Raw genomic sequence first — 15,324 nt, forward strand, 5'->3', positions numbered from 1 at the left:
AAAATGAAAATTGCAGTGTTAAGTGGAAAGGGCGGAACAGGAAAAACTACCATTTCTACCAACTTAGCTAAAGCAATGGGATGGAATTATGTGGACTGTGATGTGGAAGAACCAAATGGATTTATATTTTTAAATCCCAAGGTTATAAAAACTGAACAAGTCAGTATACCTGTCCCTGAAATCGACCCATCTAAGTGCATAGGATGCCAAAAATGTGTAAACATATGTCAGTTTAATGCTTTGGCATGGGCAAATAAGGATGTTTTATTATTTGACAAATTATGTCATGGATGTGGAGCATGCAGCTTAGTTTGTGGATATGGTGCCATTTCTGAAGTAGATAGAGAAATTGGTCATATTGATGTAGGAAATGATGAACAAATAACATGTATGAGAGGAACTTTAAATATTGGAGAACCTATGGCCGTTCCAATCATTCGTGATTTAAAGAAAATGATTGGAAATGAAAAAACCATTATAGATTGTTCTCCAGGAAGTACATGTTCTGTAGTAGCTGCCATTGAAGGGGTAGATTATGCTGTTTTAGTAACGGAACCTACAGCATTTGGCCTTCATGATTTAAAAATTGCTATAGAACTCGTAAGAACTATGAATATTCCATTTGGAATTATCATAAACAGAGGAAGCCATGAAAAAGATCTAATAGAAGAACATTGTGAAAAAGAAAAAATAAATATAATAGGAAAAGTAATGTTTGATAAAGATGTTGCTGTACTGTATTCAAAAGGTAAATTACTTGTAGAACATGAGAAATATAAGGAACTATTTTTACACATAGGAAAAAAAGTAGAGGGGGAAATAGCATGCAGCTTGTTGTAATAAGTGGAAAAGGCGGTACGGGTAAAACTACTGTTGCAGCTTCCTTTGCATATTTGAATAAAGAAAGTATTAAAGTTGATTGTGATGTGGATGCCTCTAATCTTAATATTGTTCTACAAGGAGAGAATATAGCTTCTTCTCAATTTATTGGGGCTAAAATTGCTAAGATAGATAAAAACAAATGTATAGAATGTGGAAAATGCAGTGAGGTATGTAGATTTGGTGCAATAAAGAATAACAAAATTATAGAACTTAAATGTGAAGGATGTGCCGCATGTAAGGCAGTTTGTCCTGTGGATGCAATTACTTTAGAAGATGAAGTTACAGGAGAAACTATCATTACTAAAACGGATGCAGGCATATTATCTAGGGCAGAAATGGTTGTTGGAGCTGAAGGCTCTGGAAAATTAGTTACTGAGGTTAGAAAAAATGCTATGGAGTACCGAAAAAACAATGAATTAATGATCCTTGACGGTACCCCAGGGATTGGATGTGCAGTGATGGCTTCTATCACAGGATGTGACGTTGCTTTAATAGTAATAGAGCCAACTCAATCTGGACTGAATGATTTTAAGAGAATTCTTTCTTTAATTGATCATTTTGGAGTAAAACCTCTTGCTTGCATAAATAAATATGATATTAATGAAGATATGACTTTAGAAATACAAAAATATTGTGAGAATGAATCAGTTGAAGTTTTAGGGAAAATTCCATTTGACCCTATTGTTCAAAAGGCGGTTAATGAATTAAAGCCTGTTATCTGTTATGAAGATAGTATTGCAGGAAAAGAAATTAAAAATATATGGGAAAACATTTATAAAAAATATAAGGAGGGTATATTATGAAGATAGCAATTGCAAAGGATGGAAATATGGTATCAGGTCACTTTGGCCACTGTGAAGGGTTTGAAGTATTTAATGTGGATGGAAAAGAAATTAAAGGTAGAGAGTTTTTACAAAACCCAGGACATAAACCTGGATTTTTACCAAGATATTTAGGTGAAAAGGGAATGGATGTTATTATTGCTGGTGGCATGGGTGCTACTGCTCAAGAACTATTTGCAGAAAATGGAGTTAATGTGGTAGTTGGAGCATCTGGAAATTTAGAAGATGTAATTAAAAGATACTTAGATGGTGAAGTTAAATCAACAGGAAGTGTATGTACAGAACATGCACATGAAGGAGAATGCGGTCATTAAGAGATAGGGACTATATAGTCCCTATTTGTGTATGGAGGCGTTATAATGAAAAATAAGTTTGAAATTATTCAAGATTTACTAAATGAAAAACAAATTCATATGACCAATCAAAGAAGAGAAATAATTGAAATCTTTTTAAATCATACAGGACATTTTAGAGCAGAAGAGATCCACCAATTGGTAAAAAATAAAAAAATTGGTTTAGCCACCGTATATAGAACCATAGAAATTTTAAAAAACAATGACATAATAGAAGAAATCTATGTTGGAAAAAACAGATATTACGAATTGAAATTGTTTAGTGAAAAGCGTTTGCATATTCATTTTCAATGTGATAAATGCTGTAAAATCTATGATTATGATAAAACTAATGTGATTTTAGATTTGATTAATTTAAGAAATCTAGTGGAAGATGAATATAAAGTGGAAGTAAATAATCTTAAGATGATATTAAATGGTACTTGTGAAAATTGTAGGGAGGGAACATAATGCCTAGACCCACAAAGCTAAGAAAAATTGCTTTTATGCCTGAAAATAGATATTTTGTTCCTGTAGGAAAATCAAAATGTTCCATAGAAGAAATACAATTAAAGCTTGAAGAAGTAGAAGCTATGCGCCTAAAGGATATAGAAAAATTGTCTCAAGAGGAATGTGCAAAAGAGATGCAGGTCTCAAGACAGACATTCCAGCTTATTTTAGATGAAGCTAGAAGAAAGGTAGCTCAGGCTATAACTAATGGAATGGCTATCCATATTCAAGGTGGAAATTATACAATGAATATTTGCAAATATGAATGTGAAAATTGTGGAAATAACTTTGATGAAGCTTATGAAAAGGAAGAGCATGTATGTCCTAAATGTGGTTCAAATGACGTTTTATGCGTTATTACTAAGAGATGTTGTATGAAAGGGAATAGAAAGCCTTGGTGTAAGAAGTTTGATGACGATGGTTCTTAAATGGAAGGGGCATATTTTTACAATACTTATATATTTTTAATTAAGACATGGCTTGCCATGTCTTTTATTTTTGGTTAAATGATATATTTTCACTAAATAGTAAATAATCTATTATAGAGTACAAGTTATTAAATGAGGAGATGATTTCTATGAAGAAATATTTTGTGATACTTCTACTCTTATTAACTCTTGGAATATGGAATATAGCTTATTGTCAGGAGTCAATGATGGTTAGATTTAATGGACAGGAAGTAAATCTTTCTACGCCTATTTTAGTAGAGGAAAATGCAACCTTAATTCCAATTAGGAATGTTTTTGAAGCTGCTGGAGCTCAGGTAAAATGGAATTCTTCTGATCAGTCTATTTTAGTCACAAAAAGTGAGGAAAATATATGGTTACAAGTTAATAGTCAAAAGGCAAAAATAGGTGAAAGAGAAATACTCCTTGATGTTCCTGTAAAAATAGTAAATGGAAATGCAGTTCTGCCCCTAACTTTTATAAGTGAAGTGTTTTCTCTAAAGTATGAAGTAGATAAAGAGAATAATACGATTATTATATACGATTCTATCTGTGGCTTTCCCCTCACTGGAAAAGCTAATATTTTAGTAGAACCAAAATCGGGATTAATTTTGTTAGAACACAATGCCCATGAAAAATTAAAAGTGGGAAATGTAGCTAAGATTATGAACTTACTTTTGATTTTTGAAGCAATAGAGAATAAAGAAATTGCACTAGATGATGTGGTAACAATTAGTGAAGAAGCTTCTAAAGGTCAAGGGGCCCAACTTTTCATGGAAACTGGTGATAAGGAAACAGTAGAAACTTTAGTAAAGTCTATTACTATGATGGGGGCCAATGATTCGGCTATAGCCATGGCAGAACATATAGCAGGAAGTAAAGAAGAGTTTCTTGTATTGATGAATAAAAAAGCTAAAGATCTAGGAATGAAAGATACTCATTTTGCCAATGTGGTAGGATTTGATTTTGAAGATCAATTTACATCAGCCTATGATATAGGCATTATGGCAAGAGAGTTAATCGTGAAATATCCTAAAATATTTGAATTCACATCTATGAAGAAAGAAAAAATTACACGCAAGTCAAAAGAATTAGGAGAACTTACTTTTTATTTACAGAATTTGAATAGATTATTAAATTCATATGAGGGTGCTACAGGACTAATAACAGGATATAGTGCAGGTGCAGACTACTGTATGGTTGGAACTGCAGAGAGAGAAGGATTTCAATTAATTGCAGTCACATTGGGAACTTCCAAGTCTAAAATTCGTTTTGAAGAAACTAGGCATATGTTGGATTATGGATTTGAAAACTATGATGTACTTAGAATGAATTTAAAATAAAGCTACTATCTATTCAAAGGATAGAATATATTATAAAGGAGATTTGTTAAATGAAGAGGAAGTAACTTATATGTTGTAATAAAAAAATATAATAAGTATTTTTCATTAATAACTATACTACTTGCCATTAAGAGAGTAGTATAGTTATTGTATAATGGAGGTTTGAATATGAAGCTAAAGAGAATAAATCATATTACTTTTTCAGTATCAGATTTAGAGAAATCCGTTGAATTTTATAAAAAAGTCTTTGGAGCAGAATTATTAGTTGAGGGAGAGAATCTTGCATACTTTGATTTTGGTAGTCTATGGATTGCATTAAATGTAGAGAAGGATATTAAAAGGAATGAGATTTATGATTCCTACACCCATATAAGTTTTTCCATTGAGGAAGAGGAATATGATGAAATGTTAGGAAGGCTTAGGGCTTTAAATGTGGATATTAAAGAAGGTAGACCAAGACATGAAGAAGAAGGAAAATCAATATACTTTAGAGATATAGATGGACATTTATTTGAGTTCCATACAAAGGGAAGACAGGACCGAATAAATTTTTATAAGAATAATAGAAAAGAATTAAAATTCTTCGATTAGATTCTTTATAAAAGTCTAATAAATATATTTAACTAATATTATACTCCCAATAGTTGAGACTATAGGTGAGTATTTTTTTTATAACTTAAATGGTAAAATATGTATATAGTCGTGATGATTAATATATTTAGTATGGATATTACACATTAAGGTAAATATACATATAGAAGTGAACAACGTCAATACAATAACTTAGGAGGAGGTAAGGCAATGGCCTTATTAGATAGAACTATTATACATAAGCATACTAAAATATTAATAGGAATTATTTTTCTATTATCTGTATTAGGAAGTGCTCTTGTAATTTCACGTGTAGTATATAGCTCTAGCATTACTTATGTATATTTGATTTGGAATTTATTATTAGCATGGATATCATTAATAGTGTCACTGTTATTAGCTTTCATATATGAAAAACGCAGAAAAGGTGATGGGAATATATTAGGTTTTCTTTTAGGGGGAGTATGGCTGGTATTTTATCCAAATGCACCCTATATGATTACAGATCTTGTTCATATAAGTAAAATTAATTTTTATAAAAGCGGTGGCGTCAATACAAATTTAAATATATGGTTTGACTTTCTATTAAATTTGATATTTATTTCAGTTGGATTTTTAGTAGGATTCATTTCATTATATATAGTTCATAGATTAGTAGAGAGGAGACTCGGTAAGTTTACAGGATGGATATATGTATTAGGAGTTCAGTTCATATCTAGCTATGGTATTTATCTTGGTAGATTTCCAAGATTAAATAGCTGGCATATTGTAACAGATCCATTATCCGTTGTAAGGTCTATAATACAAACTTTAAATATGGAAACTGTTATGTTTACTAGTATGTTTAGTATATTTTTAATTTTGACTTACATAGTACTTTATTACTTAACATATATTAGTGTTGACAATAGATGACAATATAATTGGATTTAATTACATGCTCTCAGTGGATATACCCATAGGAGAGTATATTTTTCAAAGAAAAAGTACCAGTTAATTATATTGTTGTTTCTATGAAAATGATTCATTACAAAATTTAATTATTAAGGAGGTAGTATGAGTAAAGAAAGATTATCAAGAGGTATTAAAACAATAGTTTGGGTTAATAGTATTGCTGCAGTTATTACTTCTATTTTTTGGATACTAGTAATGTTTAAAATTTTTATACAACAAAACAATGATATTGCAATGGATATGGCATCTAAGGCATCTACTTTGGGATTTTTAATTTCAGATTTAGTATTGGCGGTACCCATATTAATAATTAGTATACCAGGTCTTTTAAAATTAAGGTCCTGGGGATGGACCTTTGGTCAGATGGCAAATATATTATGGATATATTCCTTAACTTCATTATGGGCTCGTGATATATATACGGGTGTACTAACTCCTGGTGATATTATATTTCTTCCATTTGCCTTCTTTTCAATATGGTCAATTAATTACCTATGGCGTAATAGAAGAAGATTTAACATTTCGTAAATGCTAGGAGAAACATATTTTGAATTAATCATAAGAAGAAACTAGGGAGAACTTTCTATAAAATGTACATAAGTAAAGGGGAAATTATTGTGGATTTAAGTTTACAAGATTTAGATGAAATATTGTATAATAATATGAAAAAGCGGTGGCAATTCACTGATGGTGATTGTGACATTTTAGTAAGAGGTGATAGTGTATTACCAAATATAAAATATTTAGAATTAGCTAGAGTAATTATTTCAGATATAGACATGTATAAGAATATGGCAATAGATTTTATGGAAACTTTTTTGAACATAAGTGGTAAATGGTATTTATTTGAAACTAACTTTGGATGTATTATTAATGAAAATAAGTATGAATTTAGTATGACATTTTCATATGAAGATGATAAGTATGTTAATACATATTTTGTAGTTTATTTTAGAAGTCAGATTATTGAACCTAGATATAAGGGAACAAAGGCAGTGGGTCTAGAAATAGGGTTTTACTAAAATGTAATTTAAGATTGAGAGTGAACTAATTAAATAATAATACTTTATTTGTTGAGGTGAATAGTGGGATGAACTATGAAATTAAGAGGATGACAAAAGATGATTGGGAACAAGTGAGTCGTATTTATTATGAAGGAATTAAAACGGGAAATGCAACCTTTCAAAGTGAGGTGCCAACCTGGGAAGAATGGGATAAAAGTCATCTGGACAGTTGTAGATTTATTGCTAAATTAGATAATAAAATATTAGGATGGATAGCACTCAGCCCCACTAGTAGTAGATGGGTCTATCGTGGGGTAGTAGAAGTGAGTGTATATATAGACTTAGAACATAGGGGGCATGGAATTGGCTATAGGTTATTAAACACTGTAATAGAAGAATCGGAAAAGGAAGACATATGGACTATTCAAGCTGGAATTCTTGAAGAAAATTATGCAAGCATCATGTTACATGAAAAATGTGGGTTTAGGATGCTTGGACTTAGAGAAAAGATAGGTAAATCACAAAATGGCCTTTGGAGAAATGTAGTGTTTCTAGAGAGACGTAGTAAAGTAGTTGGAATAGATTAGATAATAATTGGGAGGGAATAAAATGAGTGAAGAAAAGAAATTATATATCCTTTGGACTAATGCTGATGTAATTACATCTGAAAAAATGGTTATGATGTACGGTATAAACAGTAAGCTACAAAATTGGTGGGATCATGTGACAATAATAATATGGGGAGCAACGGCAAAACTAGCAGCAGAAAATGAAGGCATACAGGAAAAAATTAAACAGGCAATCAATATTGGAGTTAAAGTCTCAGCATGTAAAGCTTGTGCAGATCAGTTAGGTGTATCACAAGAGTTAGAAGATTTAGGGGTAGAGATAAAATATTGGGGAGAAGGATTAACTGGTATACTAAAAGACAATGAAAGGTTATTAACTATATAGTAGATTTATTAGAAAATACTCCATTTGAATTCAATTGGAGTATATTTTTTAAAAAGTCAATGGTAAAATATGTATAATGGAATGTGAAATATAGATTGATAGTAGGATTGGAGTGTTTCAAATGGCTAGAATTGAACCTAGAGAATTTTTAAAGAATAATATTAAAATTATAGTTAGAAGTGCAGAAATAAATGATGCTAATGACTTAATCAATATAGTTCCCATAATTGATAGGGAGACTGATTATATGATTAGAATAGAGGGTGAATTTAAATGTACATTAGAAGAAGAAGAAAGTATTATAAAAAGAAAATTAGAGAGTAAAAATGATTTGTTTTTAGTAGCTACAATTAATGAAAAAATAGTAGGAACATTAGGTCTTAGTGGAAGTAACCTATATAGAAATAAGCATGTATGTGGATTTGGCATGGGAGTATTAAAGGAACATTGGGGGAAGGGGATAGGCAGTAGTTTAATTGGAACTATGATAGATTGGACTAAAGAGAATAGTATAAGAAGGATAGATCTCCAAGTTGTATCTAAAAATCATAAGGCCATAGGGTTATATAAGAAGTTTGGATTTGAAATAGAAGGAACATTAAAGGAAGACCATCGTATAGGGAATGAATATGTGGATTCATATACTATGGCTCGTATTAATGAATAGATATGGGACATTAAGGGGGATTCCATGCAATTAACAATAATTTTTGCTTTAATAATAATTAATATACCTATTTATAAATATTTGTATGACAAATTCTTTTTTGGCATAGAAGATTTTCTAGAATGTATTAGATATTGTTTTATTCCTAATTGGATATCCTTTATTGGAGGCGAATATTGGGATGATATTGCTTCACAAATGAGATTTGGAATGTTCATGTTTTGTTGTGTTGCCATAGTAGGGTTAGAGTATTTAGGAATAAAGATTATCTGGAATATAATTATGTAGAAAAATATTAATAAAGAATTTTACGTTAAATTTCTAGTATTAGGATAAGGATGTGTTTAGTAATGGATAGTATTCTTGGGAAGGGAAAAAATCAATTAGTATGAGTATAAATGCAGAGGATAAAGATAAGACAGATAGTTTTTTAAAAGAAACTATTGAGAATCAGAACATATAAAATGGGGGATAGAATAATGAGTATTAATTTTCAAACTGAGAGATTAGAAATTAGACAATTTAATTTAGATGATGCAGTAGCACTAAATAAGATCTGTAATGAACCATACATATTAAAATGGATGCCTGATTGGGAAGGTGGCATGGATAAAAGAATATGGTGGATAAATTGGGTTAATGAACAGTATCCTTTAGCAACAAAGGAAAAAGCTAGAGTAATGCTTGCCGTAAATCTTAAAGATAGTGGACAGTTAATTGGTATGGTTAGCATAGGCAATAAAGAGGAAGTTAATAATGAGATGGAAATAGCTTATTTTATTTCCCGGGAATATAGTAATAAAGGATATATAAGTGAGGCAGCAAGGGCTATGGCAAAATGGGCATTTAATAATTTAAATCTAGATTATTTAATGGCTATTATGGAGTTAGATAATTACTCTTCACAAAGGGTAGTTGAGAAATGTGGCTTTACTAAGGTTGAAACAAGGATGATATTAAACGAGGGGGAAATAGAAGAAAAACCGTTCTACTATTACAGATTATATCCTGAGGTTAAATAATATTGAATTAAAATGTCACAATATTATGTAAAACTATAATTGCCTGGAGGATATAAATGAAGTTTAGAGATATTTGTGAGAAGGATTTTAAATATATATCATCACTTAATGAACAATTAGGTTATGATTTATCTGAGAGTATGGTGAAGGAACGTATAAAATATATACTAGAAAATACAAAGGATAGAATAATAGTTGCAGAAATCAATAACAAAGTTATTGGATATATCCACGGGTCTCCCTATGAATTATTGTATTATGATAGTGTTATTAACATAGTGGGATTGGTAGTAGATAAAAATTGTCGCAGATTAGGTGTTGGAAAAAAATTAATTAATGAAATTGAATTATGGGCAAGAGAAAATAACTTTAAAGGAATTAGGTTAGTTTCTGGTTGGGATAGGAAAGGTGCCCATGATTTTTATGAAAAATGTGGATTTATTAATAGAAAGGATCAAAAGAACTTTATTAAAATATTTTAATAAGTAAATTGGAAAATATAGTCTATAATTTAGAACTAGGGATTAAATATCTCTAGTTTTTTTGTTCAAAATAAAGAGGTTTACCTGATGTCTAAGTAAGGAATACAATTCCATGACTAGTAAAAATTGACAAAAATAAAACGATGACATATAATTAACATGCGTTGAAAACGATTTCCTAAGATTGTTTTTTAATCTTTGGAAATACCAAATTATACTAGGAGGGATAAAAATGATACAAAATGGTTTTTCGTTTATTTCATTTCTTTTATTATTTGCAGGTGTAGTTATATGGTATGAAAATAAGTATAAAGATAATAATTTCTTTAAATATGTACCTGCTATAATAATTATCTATTTTTCAGTAATGCTAATGTCAACATTCCATGTATGGGAAATGACAGATTCTGTTAAAGCGGCTAGAGGTTCAATTAAAAGTGCAATTTTACCTACTATGATATTTCTAATGCTTTTAAGAGCAGACTTAAGAGATATTTTTAAACTTGGACCTAAGTTAATAGGAACTTTTTTTGCAGCTACTACAAGTATTGTATTGGGATTTGTAATTTCATTTATTTTATTTAAAGGTTATCTTGCTGAAAATGCAGCATTAACTTTTGGGGCACTTGCTGGAAGTTGGATTGGTGGTACACAAAATATGGTTGCTGTTCAACAGGCTCTAGGATTAAATGATGCAGGTATGGGATATACATTACTTATAGATTCAATTGACTATTCTATGTGGATTATGTTTCTTTTAGGATTAGTCCCTTTTGCTTCTAAGTTTAATGCATGGACAAAAACTGATACATCTCAAATAGATGAACTGAATAAAAAATTAAATGTTAAATTTGGGAATATTAGAAAAGAAATTACGTTCCCTGATATGATGTTATTACTAGGGGTAGCCTTTGGTATGGCTTCATGTTCTATGTTTGTAGCAAAATTCCTTCCAACTAATGCAATTTTAACAACTTCTACATGGTCTATTATCATTGTTACATTGGCTGGTGTGATTGCTGCAATGACGCCTTTAGGAAAGATACCTGGTTCTCCTCAACTATCAAATGTTTTATTGTATACGTTAGTTGCATTAATAGCAGCAAATGCAAACTTTGGTGAGCTTACTCAAGCTCCTGCATATATTCTTGCTGGATTTGTAATACTTGTTGTACATGGAGTAATAATGACAGTACTTGCAAAAATCTTTAAGTTAGATTTATTTACTTGTGGTATTGCATCACTTGCTAACATTGGTGGAGTTGCTTCTTCTCCAGTATTAGCAGCAGCCTATAGCCAGTCATTAGTTCCTGTAGCAATACTTATGGCGCTGATAGGGGTAATTGTTGGGACGTTTAGTGGAATCGGTGTTGCAACAATGCTTCAGATGTTATAATTAAAAAAATATTGTATTTACATATGAACTAATAAAAAATGCACCTTGATTAAGGTGCATTTTGTTTGTATATAATGAACTTATCGTAATTTTTTATAACCTTGGGCAAAATATATCTACATGATAGAACCAAGGAGGAACTTTAATGTATGAATCTATAATTGAAAGTATTCGTAGAAAGAAAGTAGGGATTGATCTATTTGACCAACCTTTGAAAGCTGTGGAATTAAAAAAGGGAATATATATTAATGAAACTATGGAGAACTTTTATAATAAGATGCCACCAGAATTTAAATCACAGAAACAGAAGGATATATTCTCAAGCTTGAAATACTGGGGGGATTTTGAAATCCTCAGGCAAATATTTAAATATGCATATAAAAATTTAGGAACCAATATACTAGGTTCATCTATGATTGTATCTTTACCCTATGATCTTAAGGAAGATAAATTGGGAGAAGTTTGGATGCGAATGATTATAGATGTAGCTATGGAACAAAAGTGGAGGGAAGTATATATAGCGGATAACTATTTCTGTGCAGCCCTTGGAGTAGGCATACCTGCCAATGATGTAGGTGAAGATGGTTTAACTAGAAAAAATATTTTTATTTATGCAACCAGCTGGTGTACTTATGCGGGTATAGTTTTTGCCGGTAGTTTATTTCATATGAAGATAATTAATAAGAATTATAATGAAATTACCATAGATGAAATTAAAAGTAAAATTGAAGAGATTAAGGGTGAATTATCCCATAGATTACCAGAGCATTTCAAAAATGTTCATGTTGATGAAAATGAATTAGAAAAACTACGTTTAGGCTGGAAACTTCAAATGGGTAGAAAAATCCATTTAGCAGTTCCACGAAAAAAGAGATATGAGTTCGGCTCTTCAATGGAAGACTACCAATTTGTTTATGCTGACGATTATGAAGGATGCATTATAAATGGCCTTAGAACTTTGCTAAGTGAACTAGACAATATGAAAAGAGCACGTCCAGTCAGAAAATAAGGATTAAAATAAGAAATCATTAGAAGTAAAGAAGATAGCAAATAATAATTAGTATATAAAGCCTTAATCTTAATGAGTAGAGATTGGGGTTTTATTTTTATGGAAATAATTCAACTGGAATATTTTACAATGTAAATGAAATACTAATTTTATACTATGTTGGAGGAGTGATTCATGGGTAAAGAAGTTATTTCAGATAAACAAGGCATATGCATTGTGATCTTATTCATAACAGGGAGTTCTGTATTATTTGGTATAGGAGCAGATGCAGAAAATGACGCATGGATAGCTATAATCATTTCGATCCTATTTTCACTTCCAATATTAATGATTTATGCTAGAATTCTTTCACTTTTTCAGGAAAAAGATATATTTGATATTTTAGAATTAGTATTTGGTAAAATTTTAGGAAAGATAATTAGTATGTTATATGTGTGGTTTGCCCTTCACTTAGGGGGATTGGTTTTAAGAGATTTTGGAGAATTTCCTACTATTGTTTCAATACCAAAAACTCCTCGTATAGTACCTATGGTATGTATTTCTTTTTTATGTTGTTGGGCAATAAAAGAAGGTATAGAGGTATTAGGTAGAAGTGGAGAATTTATGCTTCCAATAGTAGTATCTTTAACTGTGGTAGGTGTAAGCCTATCAATTCCAAATATGGAGTTTAAACATATTGAACCTATATTTAATAAAGGTATTAATCCTATTGTGAATGGAGCTTTTGCAGTGTTTTCATTCCCCTTTGGTGAAACAATTTTATTTTGTGGAGTTTTTTCAAGGTTAAAAAATAATAAATCACCATATAAAATTTATTTACTAGGATTAATAATTGGAGGAATTTTGATATTTATTATTTCACAGGCTACCTTTGTGATTTTAGGATTTGATGGATATAAGGCAGAGTTATTTCCCACATATGCTGCTGCTACTAGAATAGATGTGCTAGATTTCATACAAAGGATTGAGATAATTGTAGCAATAGGCTTTTTCTTTGGAGGATTTATTAAAATAAGCGTCTGTTTGTTAGTTGCCTGCAAAGGAATTGAAAAAGTATTTGAGTGTGATAATTATAGGTATATTGCAATTATTACTACTTTGTTCATGTTGAATTTATCCATAATAATGCATAAAAGTTTTTTAGAAGTAATTAGATGGACTATTGCAACCTGGAGATATTATGCTTTTCCATTTCAAGTTATCATACCTATTTCTATACTTATTGTAGCTGAAATAAAGAAGAAAAGAGAAAAAATTAAAGTAGAATAATTTAAAATAAAAAAAGCATTTCTGGTTCAACTCTAATTATTGATTATGACCAAAAATGCTTTTTATTTAATTAGAAATTCTTATTATAAATATATGACAGTAGAATTACTCCTCATTAAAAGAATCCTCTGTAATAGCTTCTTCTATGGCATCATCCGTACTTACTTTATTTTTAAGTAAGTTTAATAAATTGATTCCAGTAGTAGCCTCTATAGTTTCCGGTAGCTGACTCATCATGGTAGTCACATAATTAGAAACCTTAGCTGCACCTGTGTTATTTCCATCTCCACCATTATCTACAATAACAATTTTCTCTGTTTTTGCAAGTGGTGCAGAAATACTGTTGGCAATTTCAGGTAGTTTCTCAACAAGCATTTGGATAACTGCGGCTTCATTGTATTGTTTGAAGGCCTCTGCCTTTTGGAACATTGCTTCTGCTTCTGCTTTACCCTTTTCTTCTATGATACTAGCTTCTGCCTGACCTTCTAATCTAATGGCTTCCGCTTTTGCCTCACCTTCAAGCCTTATGGCTTGAGCTCTAGCCTCTGCCTCTTGAATATCCTTATATCTCTTAGCCTCAGATTCTAGTTTCATAGCTTGAGCCCTAGCTTCTGCCTCTTGAATATCCTTATACTTTTTTGCCTCTGCTTGTTTCTTAACGCTAGCTTCTAGTTCTCTTTCCTTCTTAGCAGCTTCTCTTTCGGCAAGTTGAATTTCTCTCTCTTTCTTAAGAAGTTCTACAGCCATCTCTGTCTCTGTTACTTCTTTTTTAACTTTGTTTTGTTCTATTTCGTAAGCAAGGTCAGCCTTGGCTTTTTCTGTCTCTTGCTCTTTTCTGTATGCTTGAACCTTAAGTTCTTTTTCTTTAGCAAATTCTGAAATCTCAGTTTCTGCTTCAAGTCTTGCTTGCTCTCCAAATTTGAAGGCCTTAGATGTTTCAATCTTTGAATTTTTCTGTGCTTCAGCCGTTTGGATTTTTGTTTCTGAAGTAGCCTTGGCTTCTGATATTTCTGCATCTCTTTTTACTTCTGCAATTCTCTTTTTACCTAATGCTTGTAAATAACCATTAGAGTCAGAAATATCTTTAATTGTGAATGCCTTTATTTCAAGACCCATACCAGCAAGATCAACAGCAGCTACCTCTTGAACTTGGGATGCAAATTTTTCTCGATCTTTATGAATTTCTTCCACAGTCATTTTTGAGATGATTTCACGTAGTTTTCCCTCTAAAACATCCTTTGCAGTTGATTTTATAAAATCTACAGTGTTACTTTCGTTACCTGTATTGAACTGCTCTACTGCAGAATAAATAGAAGCTTGATCAGATTTAACCTTAATAACAGTAACACCATCTACAATAATATCTACACCTTGTTCTGTTAATGCTCTTTCTGTTCTTACATCAATTTTCATGTTTTCTAAAGAAATCATATCGTATCTTTCTAGTAATGGAATAACAAGACCACCACCACCAGAAATAACTCTCTTTTTTAGACCTGTAACAATATAGGCCTTATCCTGTGGAACCTTCTTCCACATAGTCACAATACCAGCAACTAAAAGAATGATTACAGCCACTATTGCAGCTGGAACTCCATAAGTAACTAAATTCATTTTAAAT

General features: G+C 31.0%; 20 protein-coding genes. 19 read left to right on the top strand and 1 reads right to left on the bottom strand.

Translation table 11 applies throughout. The annotated features are described in order from the left end of the window. The first annotated feature begins 3 nt into the window (after positions 1 to 3). The 19 genes from CCE28_RS05855 (at position 4) to CCE28_RS05945 (ending at position 13,703) form a co-directional block, all read left to right on the top strand. Positions 4 to 840, top strand: coding sequence for an ATP-binding protein (locus CCE28_RS05855; protein WP_095131905.1), 837 nt, complete (start codon positions 4 to 6; stop codon positions 838 to 840). Then, the gene (locus CCE28_RS05860; RefSeq protein WP_095131907.1) at positions 825 to 1,685 is read left to right on the top strand and encodes an ATP-binding protein; all 861 of its coding nucleotides are present in this window, start codon (positions 825 to 827) and stop codon (positions 1,683 to 1,685) included. The genes CCE28_RS05855 and CCE28_RS05860 overlap by 16 nt, the downstream gene beginning before the upstream one ends. Further along, positions 1,682 to 2,038 carry a NifB/NifX family molybdenum-iron cluster-binding protein gene (locus tag CCE28_RS05865; RefSeq protein ID WP_095131909.1) on the top strand — a complete coding sequence of 119 codons (357 nt, stop codon included), beginning with the start codon at positions 1,682 to 1,684 and terminating at the stop codon, positions 2,036 to 2,038. Before CCE28_RS05860 ends, CCE28_RS05865 begins: the two co-directional genes overlap by 4 nt. Before the next feature lie 45 nt (positions 2,039 to 2,083). Continuing rightward, a complete protein-coding gene (locus CCE28_RS05870) occupies positions 2,084 to 2,527 on the top strand; it encodes a Fur family transcriptional regulator (protein WP_095131911.1) in 444 nt (147 codons plus the stop codon). Then, a complete protein-coding gene (locus CCE28_RS05875; protein ID WP_095131913.1) occupies positions 2,527 to 2,994 on the top strand; it encodes a DUF134 domain-containing protein in 468 nt (155 codons plus the stop codon). The genes CCE28_RS05870 and CCE28_RS05875 overlap by 1 nt, the downstream gene beginning before the upstream one ends. A gap of 149 nt (positions 2,995 to 3,143) precedes the next feature. Next, positions 3,144 to 4,355 (top strand): stalk domain-containing protein, encoded by a 1,212-nt coding sequence (locus CCE28_RS05880; protein ID WP_176461683.1) that lies wholly within the window; start codon positions 3,144 to 3,146, stop codon positions 4,353 to 4,355. Between the two features lie 168 nt (positions 4,356 to 4,523). Continuing rightward, a complete protein-coding gene (gene fosB, locus CCE28_RS05885; protein WP_095131917.1) occupies positions 4,524 to 4,946 on the top strand; it encodes a metallothiol transferase FosB in 423 nt (140 codons plus the stop codon). A gap of 210 nt (positions 4,947 to 5,156) precedes the next feature. Continuing rightward, entirely contained in the window at positions 5,157 to 5,861 is a 705-nt protein-coding gene (locus CCE28_RS05890) for a DUF1361 domain-containing protein (protein ID WP_095131919.1), read from the top strand. Between the two features lie 141 nt (positions 5,862 to 6,002). Then, the gene (locus tag CCE28_RS05895; protein ID WP_095131921.1) at positions 6,003 to 6,428 is read left to right on the top strand and encodes a hypothetical protein; all 426 of its coding nucleotides are present in this window, start codon (positions 6,003 to 6,005) and stop codon (positions 6,426 to 6,428) included. Between the two features lie 89 nt (positions 6,429 to 6,517). Then, positions 6,518 to 6,922, top strand: coding sequence for a hypothetical protein (locus tag CCE28_RS05900; protein ID WP_141228322.1), 405 nt, complete (start codon positions 6,518 to 6,520; stop codon positions 6,920 to 6,922). Positions 6,923 to 6,990: 68 nt separating this feature from the next. Continuing rightward, on the top strand, positions 6,991 to 7,491 hold the full coding sequence (locus CCE28_RS05905) for a GNAT family N-acetyltransferase (protein ID WP_095131925.1): 501 nt from the start codon (positions 6,991 to 6,993) through the stop codon (positions 7,489 to 7,491). A gap of 22 nt (positions 7,492 to 7,513) precedes the next feature. Next, on the top strand, positions 7,514 to 7,858 hold the full coding sequence (locus CCE28_RS05910) for a DsrE family protein (RefSeq protein ID WP_095131927.1): 345 nt from the start codon (positions 7,514 to 7,516) through the stop codon (positions 7,856 to 7,858). A 121-nt stretch (positions 7,859 to 7,979) separates the two neighbouring features. Continuing rightward, positions 7,980 to 8,525 carry a GNAT family N-acetyltransferase gene (locus CCE28_RS05915; protein ID WP_095131933.1) on the top strand — a complete coding sequence of 182 codons (546 nt, stop codon included), beginning with the start codon at positions 7,980 to 7,982 and terminating at the stop codon, positions 8,523 to 8,525. A 24-nt stretch (positions 8,526 to 8,549) separates the two neighbouring features. Next, the gene (locus CCE28_RS05920; RefSeq protein WP_095131935.1) at positions 8,550 to 8,813 is read left to right on the top strand and encodes a hypothetical protein; all 264 of its coding nucleotides are present in this window, start codon (positions 8,550 to 8,552) and stop codon (positions 8,811 to 8,813) included. Between the two features lie 191 nt (positions 8,814 to 9,004). After that, a complete protein-coding gene (locus CCE28_RS05925) occupies positions 9,005 to 9,547 on the top strand; it encodes a GNAT family N-acetyltransferase (RefSeq protein ID WP_095131937.1) in 543 nt (180 codons plus the stop codon). Between the two features lie 56 nt (positions 9,548 to 9,603). After that, the gene (locus CCE28_RS05930) at positions 9,604 to 10,029 is read left to right on the top strand and encodes a GNAT family N-acetyltransferase (RefSeq protein WP_095131939.1); all 426 of its coding nucleotides are present in this window, start codon (positions 9,604 to 9,606) and stop codon (positions 10,027 to 10,029) included. Between the two features lie 232 nt (positions 10,030 to 10,261). After that, positions 10,262 to 11,425: a DUF819 family protein gene (locus tag CCE28_RS05935; protein WP_095131941.1), complete on the top strand. Its 1,164-nt coding sequence runs from the start codon at positions 10,262 to 10,264 to the stop codon at positions 11,423 to 11,425. Positions 11,426 to 11,570: 145 nt separating this feature from the next. Beyond that, a complete protein-coding gene (locus tag CCE28_RS05940) occupies positions 11,571 to 12,434 on the top strand; it encodes an acetate and sugar kinases/Hsc70/actin family protein (protein WP_095131943.1) in 864 nt (287 codons plus the stop codon). Positions 12,435 to 12,608: 174 nt separating this feature from the next. Then, positions 12,609 to 13,703, top strand: a complete 1,095-nt coding sequence (locus CCE28_RS05945; RefSeq protein ID WP_095131945.1) for a GerAB/ArcD/ProY family transporter — start codon at positions 12,609 to 12,611, stop codon at positions 13,701 to 13,703. 105 nt (positions 13,704 to 13,808) lie between these two features. On the opposite strand, the gene CCE28_RS05950 is transcribed toward CCE28_RS05945, so the two are convergent. After that, a complete protein-coding gene (locus CCE28_RS05950; protein WP_095131947.1) occupies positions 13,809 to 15,317 on the bottom strand; it encodes a flotillin family protein in 1,509 nt (502 codons plus the stop codon). Positions 15,318 to 15,324: the final 7 nt, after the last annotated feature.

This window comes from Anaeromicrobium sediminis (genome assembly GCF_002270055.1).
GTDB classification, from domain to species: Bacteria; Bacillota; Clostridia; order Peptostreptococcales; family Thermotaleaceae; genus Anaeromicrobium; species Anaeromicrobium sediminis.

What these genes read in the sequence shown, in the direction of transcription:
- CCE28_RS05950 (WP_095131947.1), bottom strand. Translation starts at nt 15,317, where the DNA reads ATGAATTTAGTTACTTATGGAGTTCCAGCTGCAATAGTGGCTGTAATC.
- CCE28_RS05895 (WP_095131921.1), top strand. Translation starts at nt 6,003, where the DNA reads ATGAGTAAAGAAAGATTATCAAGAGGTATTAAAACAATAGTTTGGGTT.
- CCE28_RS05945 (WP_095131945.1), top strand. Translation starts at nt 12,609, where the DNA reads ATGGGTAAAGAAGTTATTTCAGATAAACAAGGCATATGCATTGTGATC.
- fosB (WP_095131917.1), top strand. Translation starts at nt 4,524, where the DNA reads ATGAAGCTAAAGAGAATAAATCATATTACTTTTTCAGTATCAGATTTA.
- CCE28_RS05905 (WP_095131925.1), top strand. Translation starts at nt 6,991, where the DNA reads ATGAACTATGAAATTAAGAGGATGACAAAAGATGATTGGGAACAAGTG.
- CCE28_RS05870 (WP_095131911.1), top strand. Translation starts at nt 2,084, where the DNA reads ATGAAAAATAAGTTTGAAATTATTCAAGATTTACTAAATGAAAAACAA.
- CCE28_RS05920 (WP_095131935.1), top strand. Translation starts at nt 8,550, where the DNA reads ATGCAATTAACAATAATTTTTGCTTTAATAATAATTAATATACCTATT.
- CCE28_RS05910 (WP_095131927.1), top strand. Translation starts at nt 7,514, where the DNA reads ATGAGTGAAGAAAAGAAATTATATATCCTTTGGACTAATGCTGATGTA.
- CCE28_RS05865 (WP_095131909.1), top strand. Translation starts at nt 1,682, where the DNA reads ATGAAGATAGCAATTGCAAAGGATGGAAATATGGTATCAGGTCACTTT.
- CCE28_RS05915 (WP_095131933.1), top strand. Translation starts at nt 7,980, where the DNA reads ATGGCTAGAATTGAACCTAGAGAATTTTTAAAGAATAATATTAAAATT.
- CCE28_RS05935 (WP_095131941.1), top strand. Translation starts at nt 10,262, where the DNA reads ATGATACAAAATGGTTTTTCGTTTATTTCATTTCTTTTATTATTTGCA.
- CCE28_RS05890 (WP_095131919.1), top strand. Translation starts at nt 5,157, where the DNA reads ATGGCCTTATTAGATAGAACTATTATACATAAGCATACTAAAATATTA.
- CCE28_RS05860 (WP_095131907.1), top strand. Translation starts at nt 825, where the DNA reads ATGCAGCTTGTTGTAATAAGTGGAAAAGGCGGTACGGGTAAAACTACT.
- CCE28_RS05875 (WP_095131913.1), top strand. Translation starts at nt 2,527, where the DNA reads ATGCCTAGACCCACAAAGCTAAGAAAAATTGCTTTTATGCCTGAAAAT.
- CCE28_RS05930 (WP_095131939.1), top strand. Translation starts at nt 9,604, where the DNA reads ATGAAGTTTAGAGATATTTGTGAGAAGGATTTTAAATATATATCATCA.
- CCE28_RS05855 (WP_095131905.1), top strand. Translation starts at nt 4, where the DNA reads ATGAAAATTGCAGTGTTAAGTGGAAAGGGCGGAACAGGAAAAACTACC.
- CCE28_RS05880 (WP_176461683.1), top strand. Translation starts at nt 3,144, where the DNA reads ATGAAGAAATATTTTGTGATACTTCTACTCTTATTAACTCTTGGAATA.
- CCE28_RS05940 (WP_095131943.1), top strand. Translation starts at nt 11,571, where the DNA reads ATGTATGAATCTATAATTGAAAGTATTCGTAGAAAGAAAGTAGGGATT.
- CCE28_RS05925 (WP_095131937.1), top strand. Translation starts at nt 9,005, where the DNA reads ATGAGTATTAATTTTCAAACTGAGAGATTAGAAATTAGACAATTTAAT.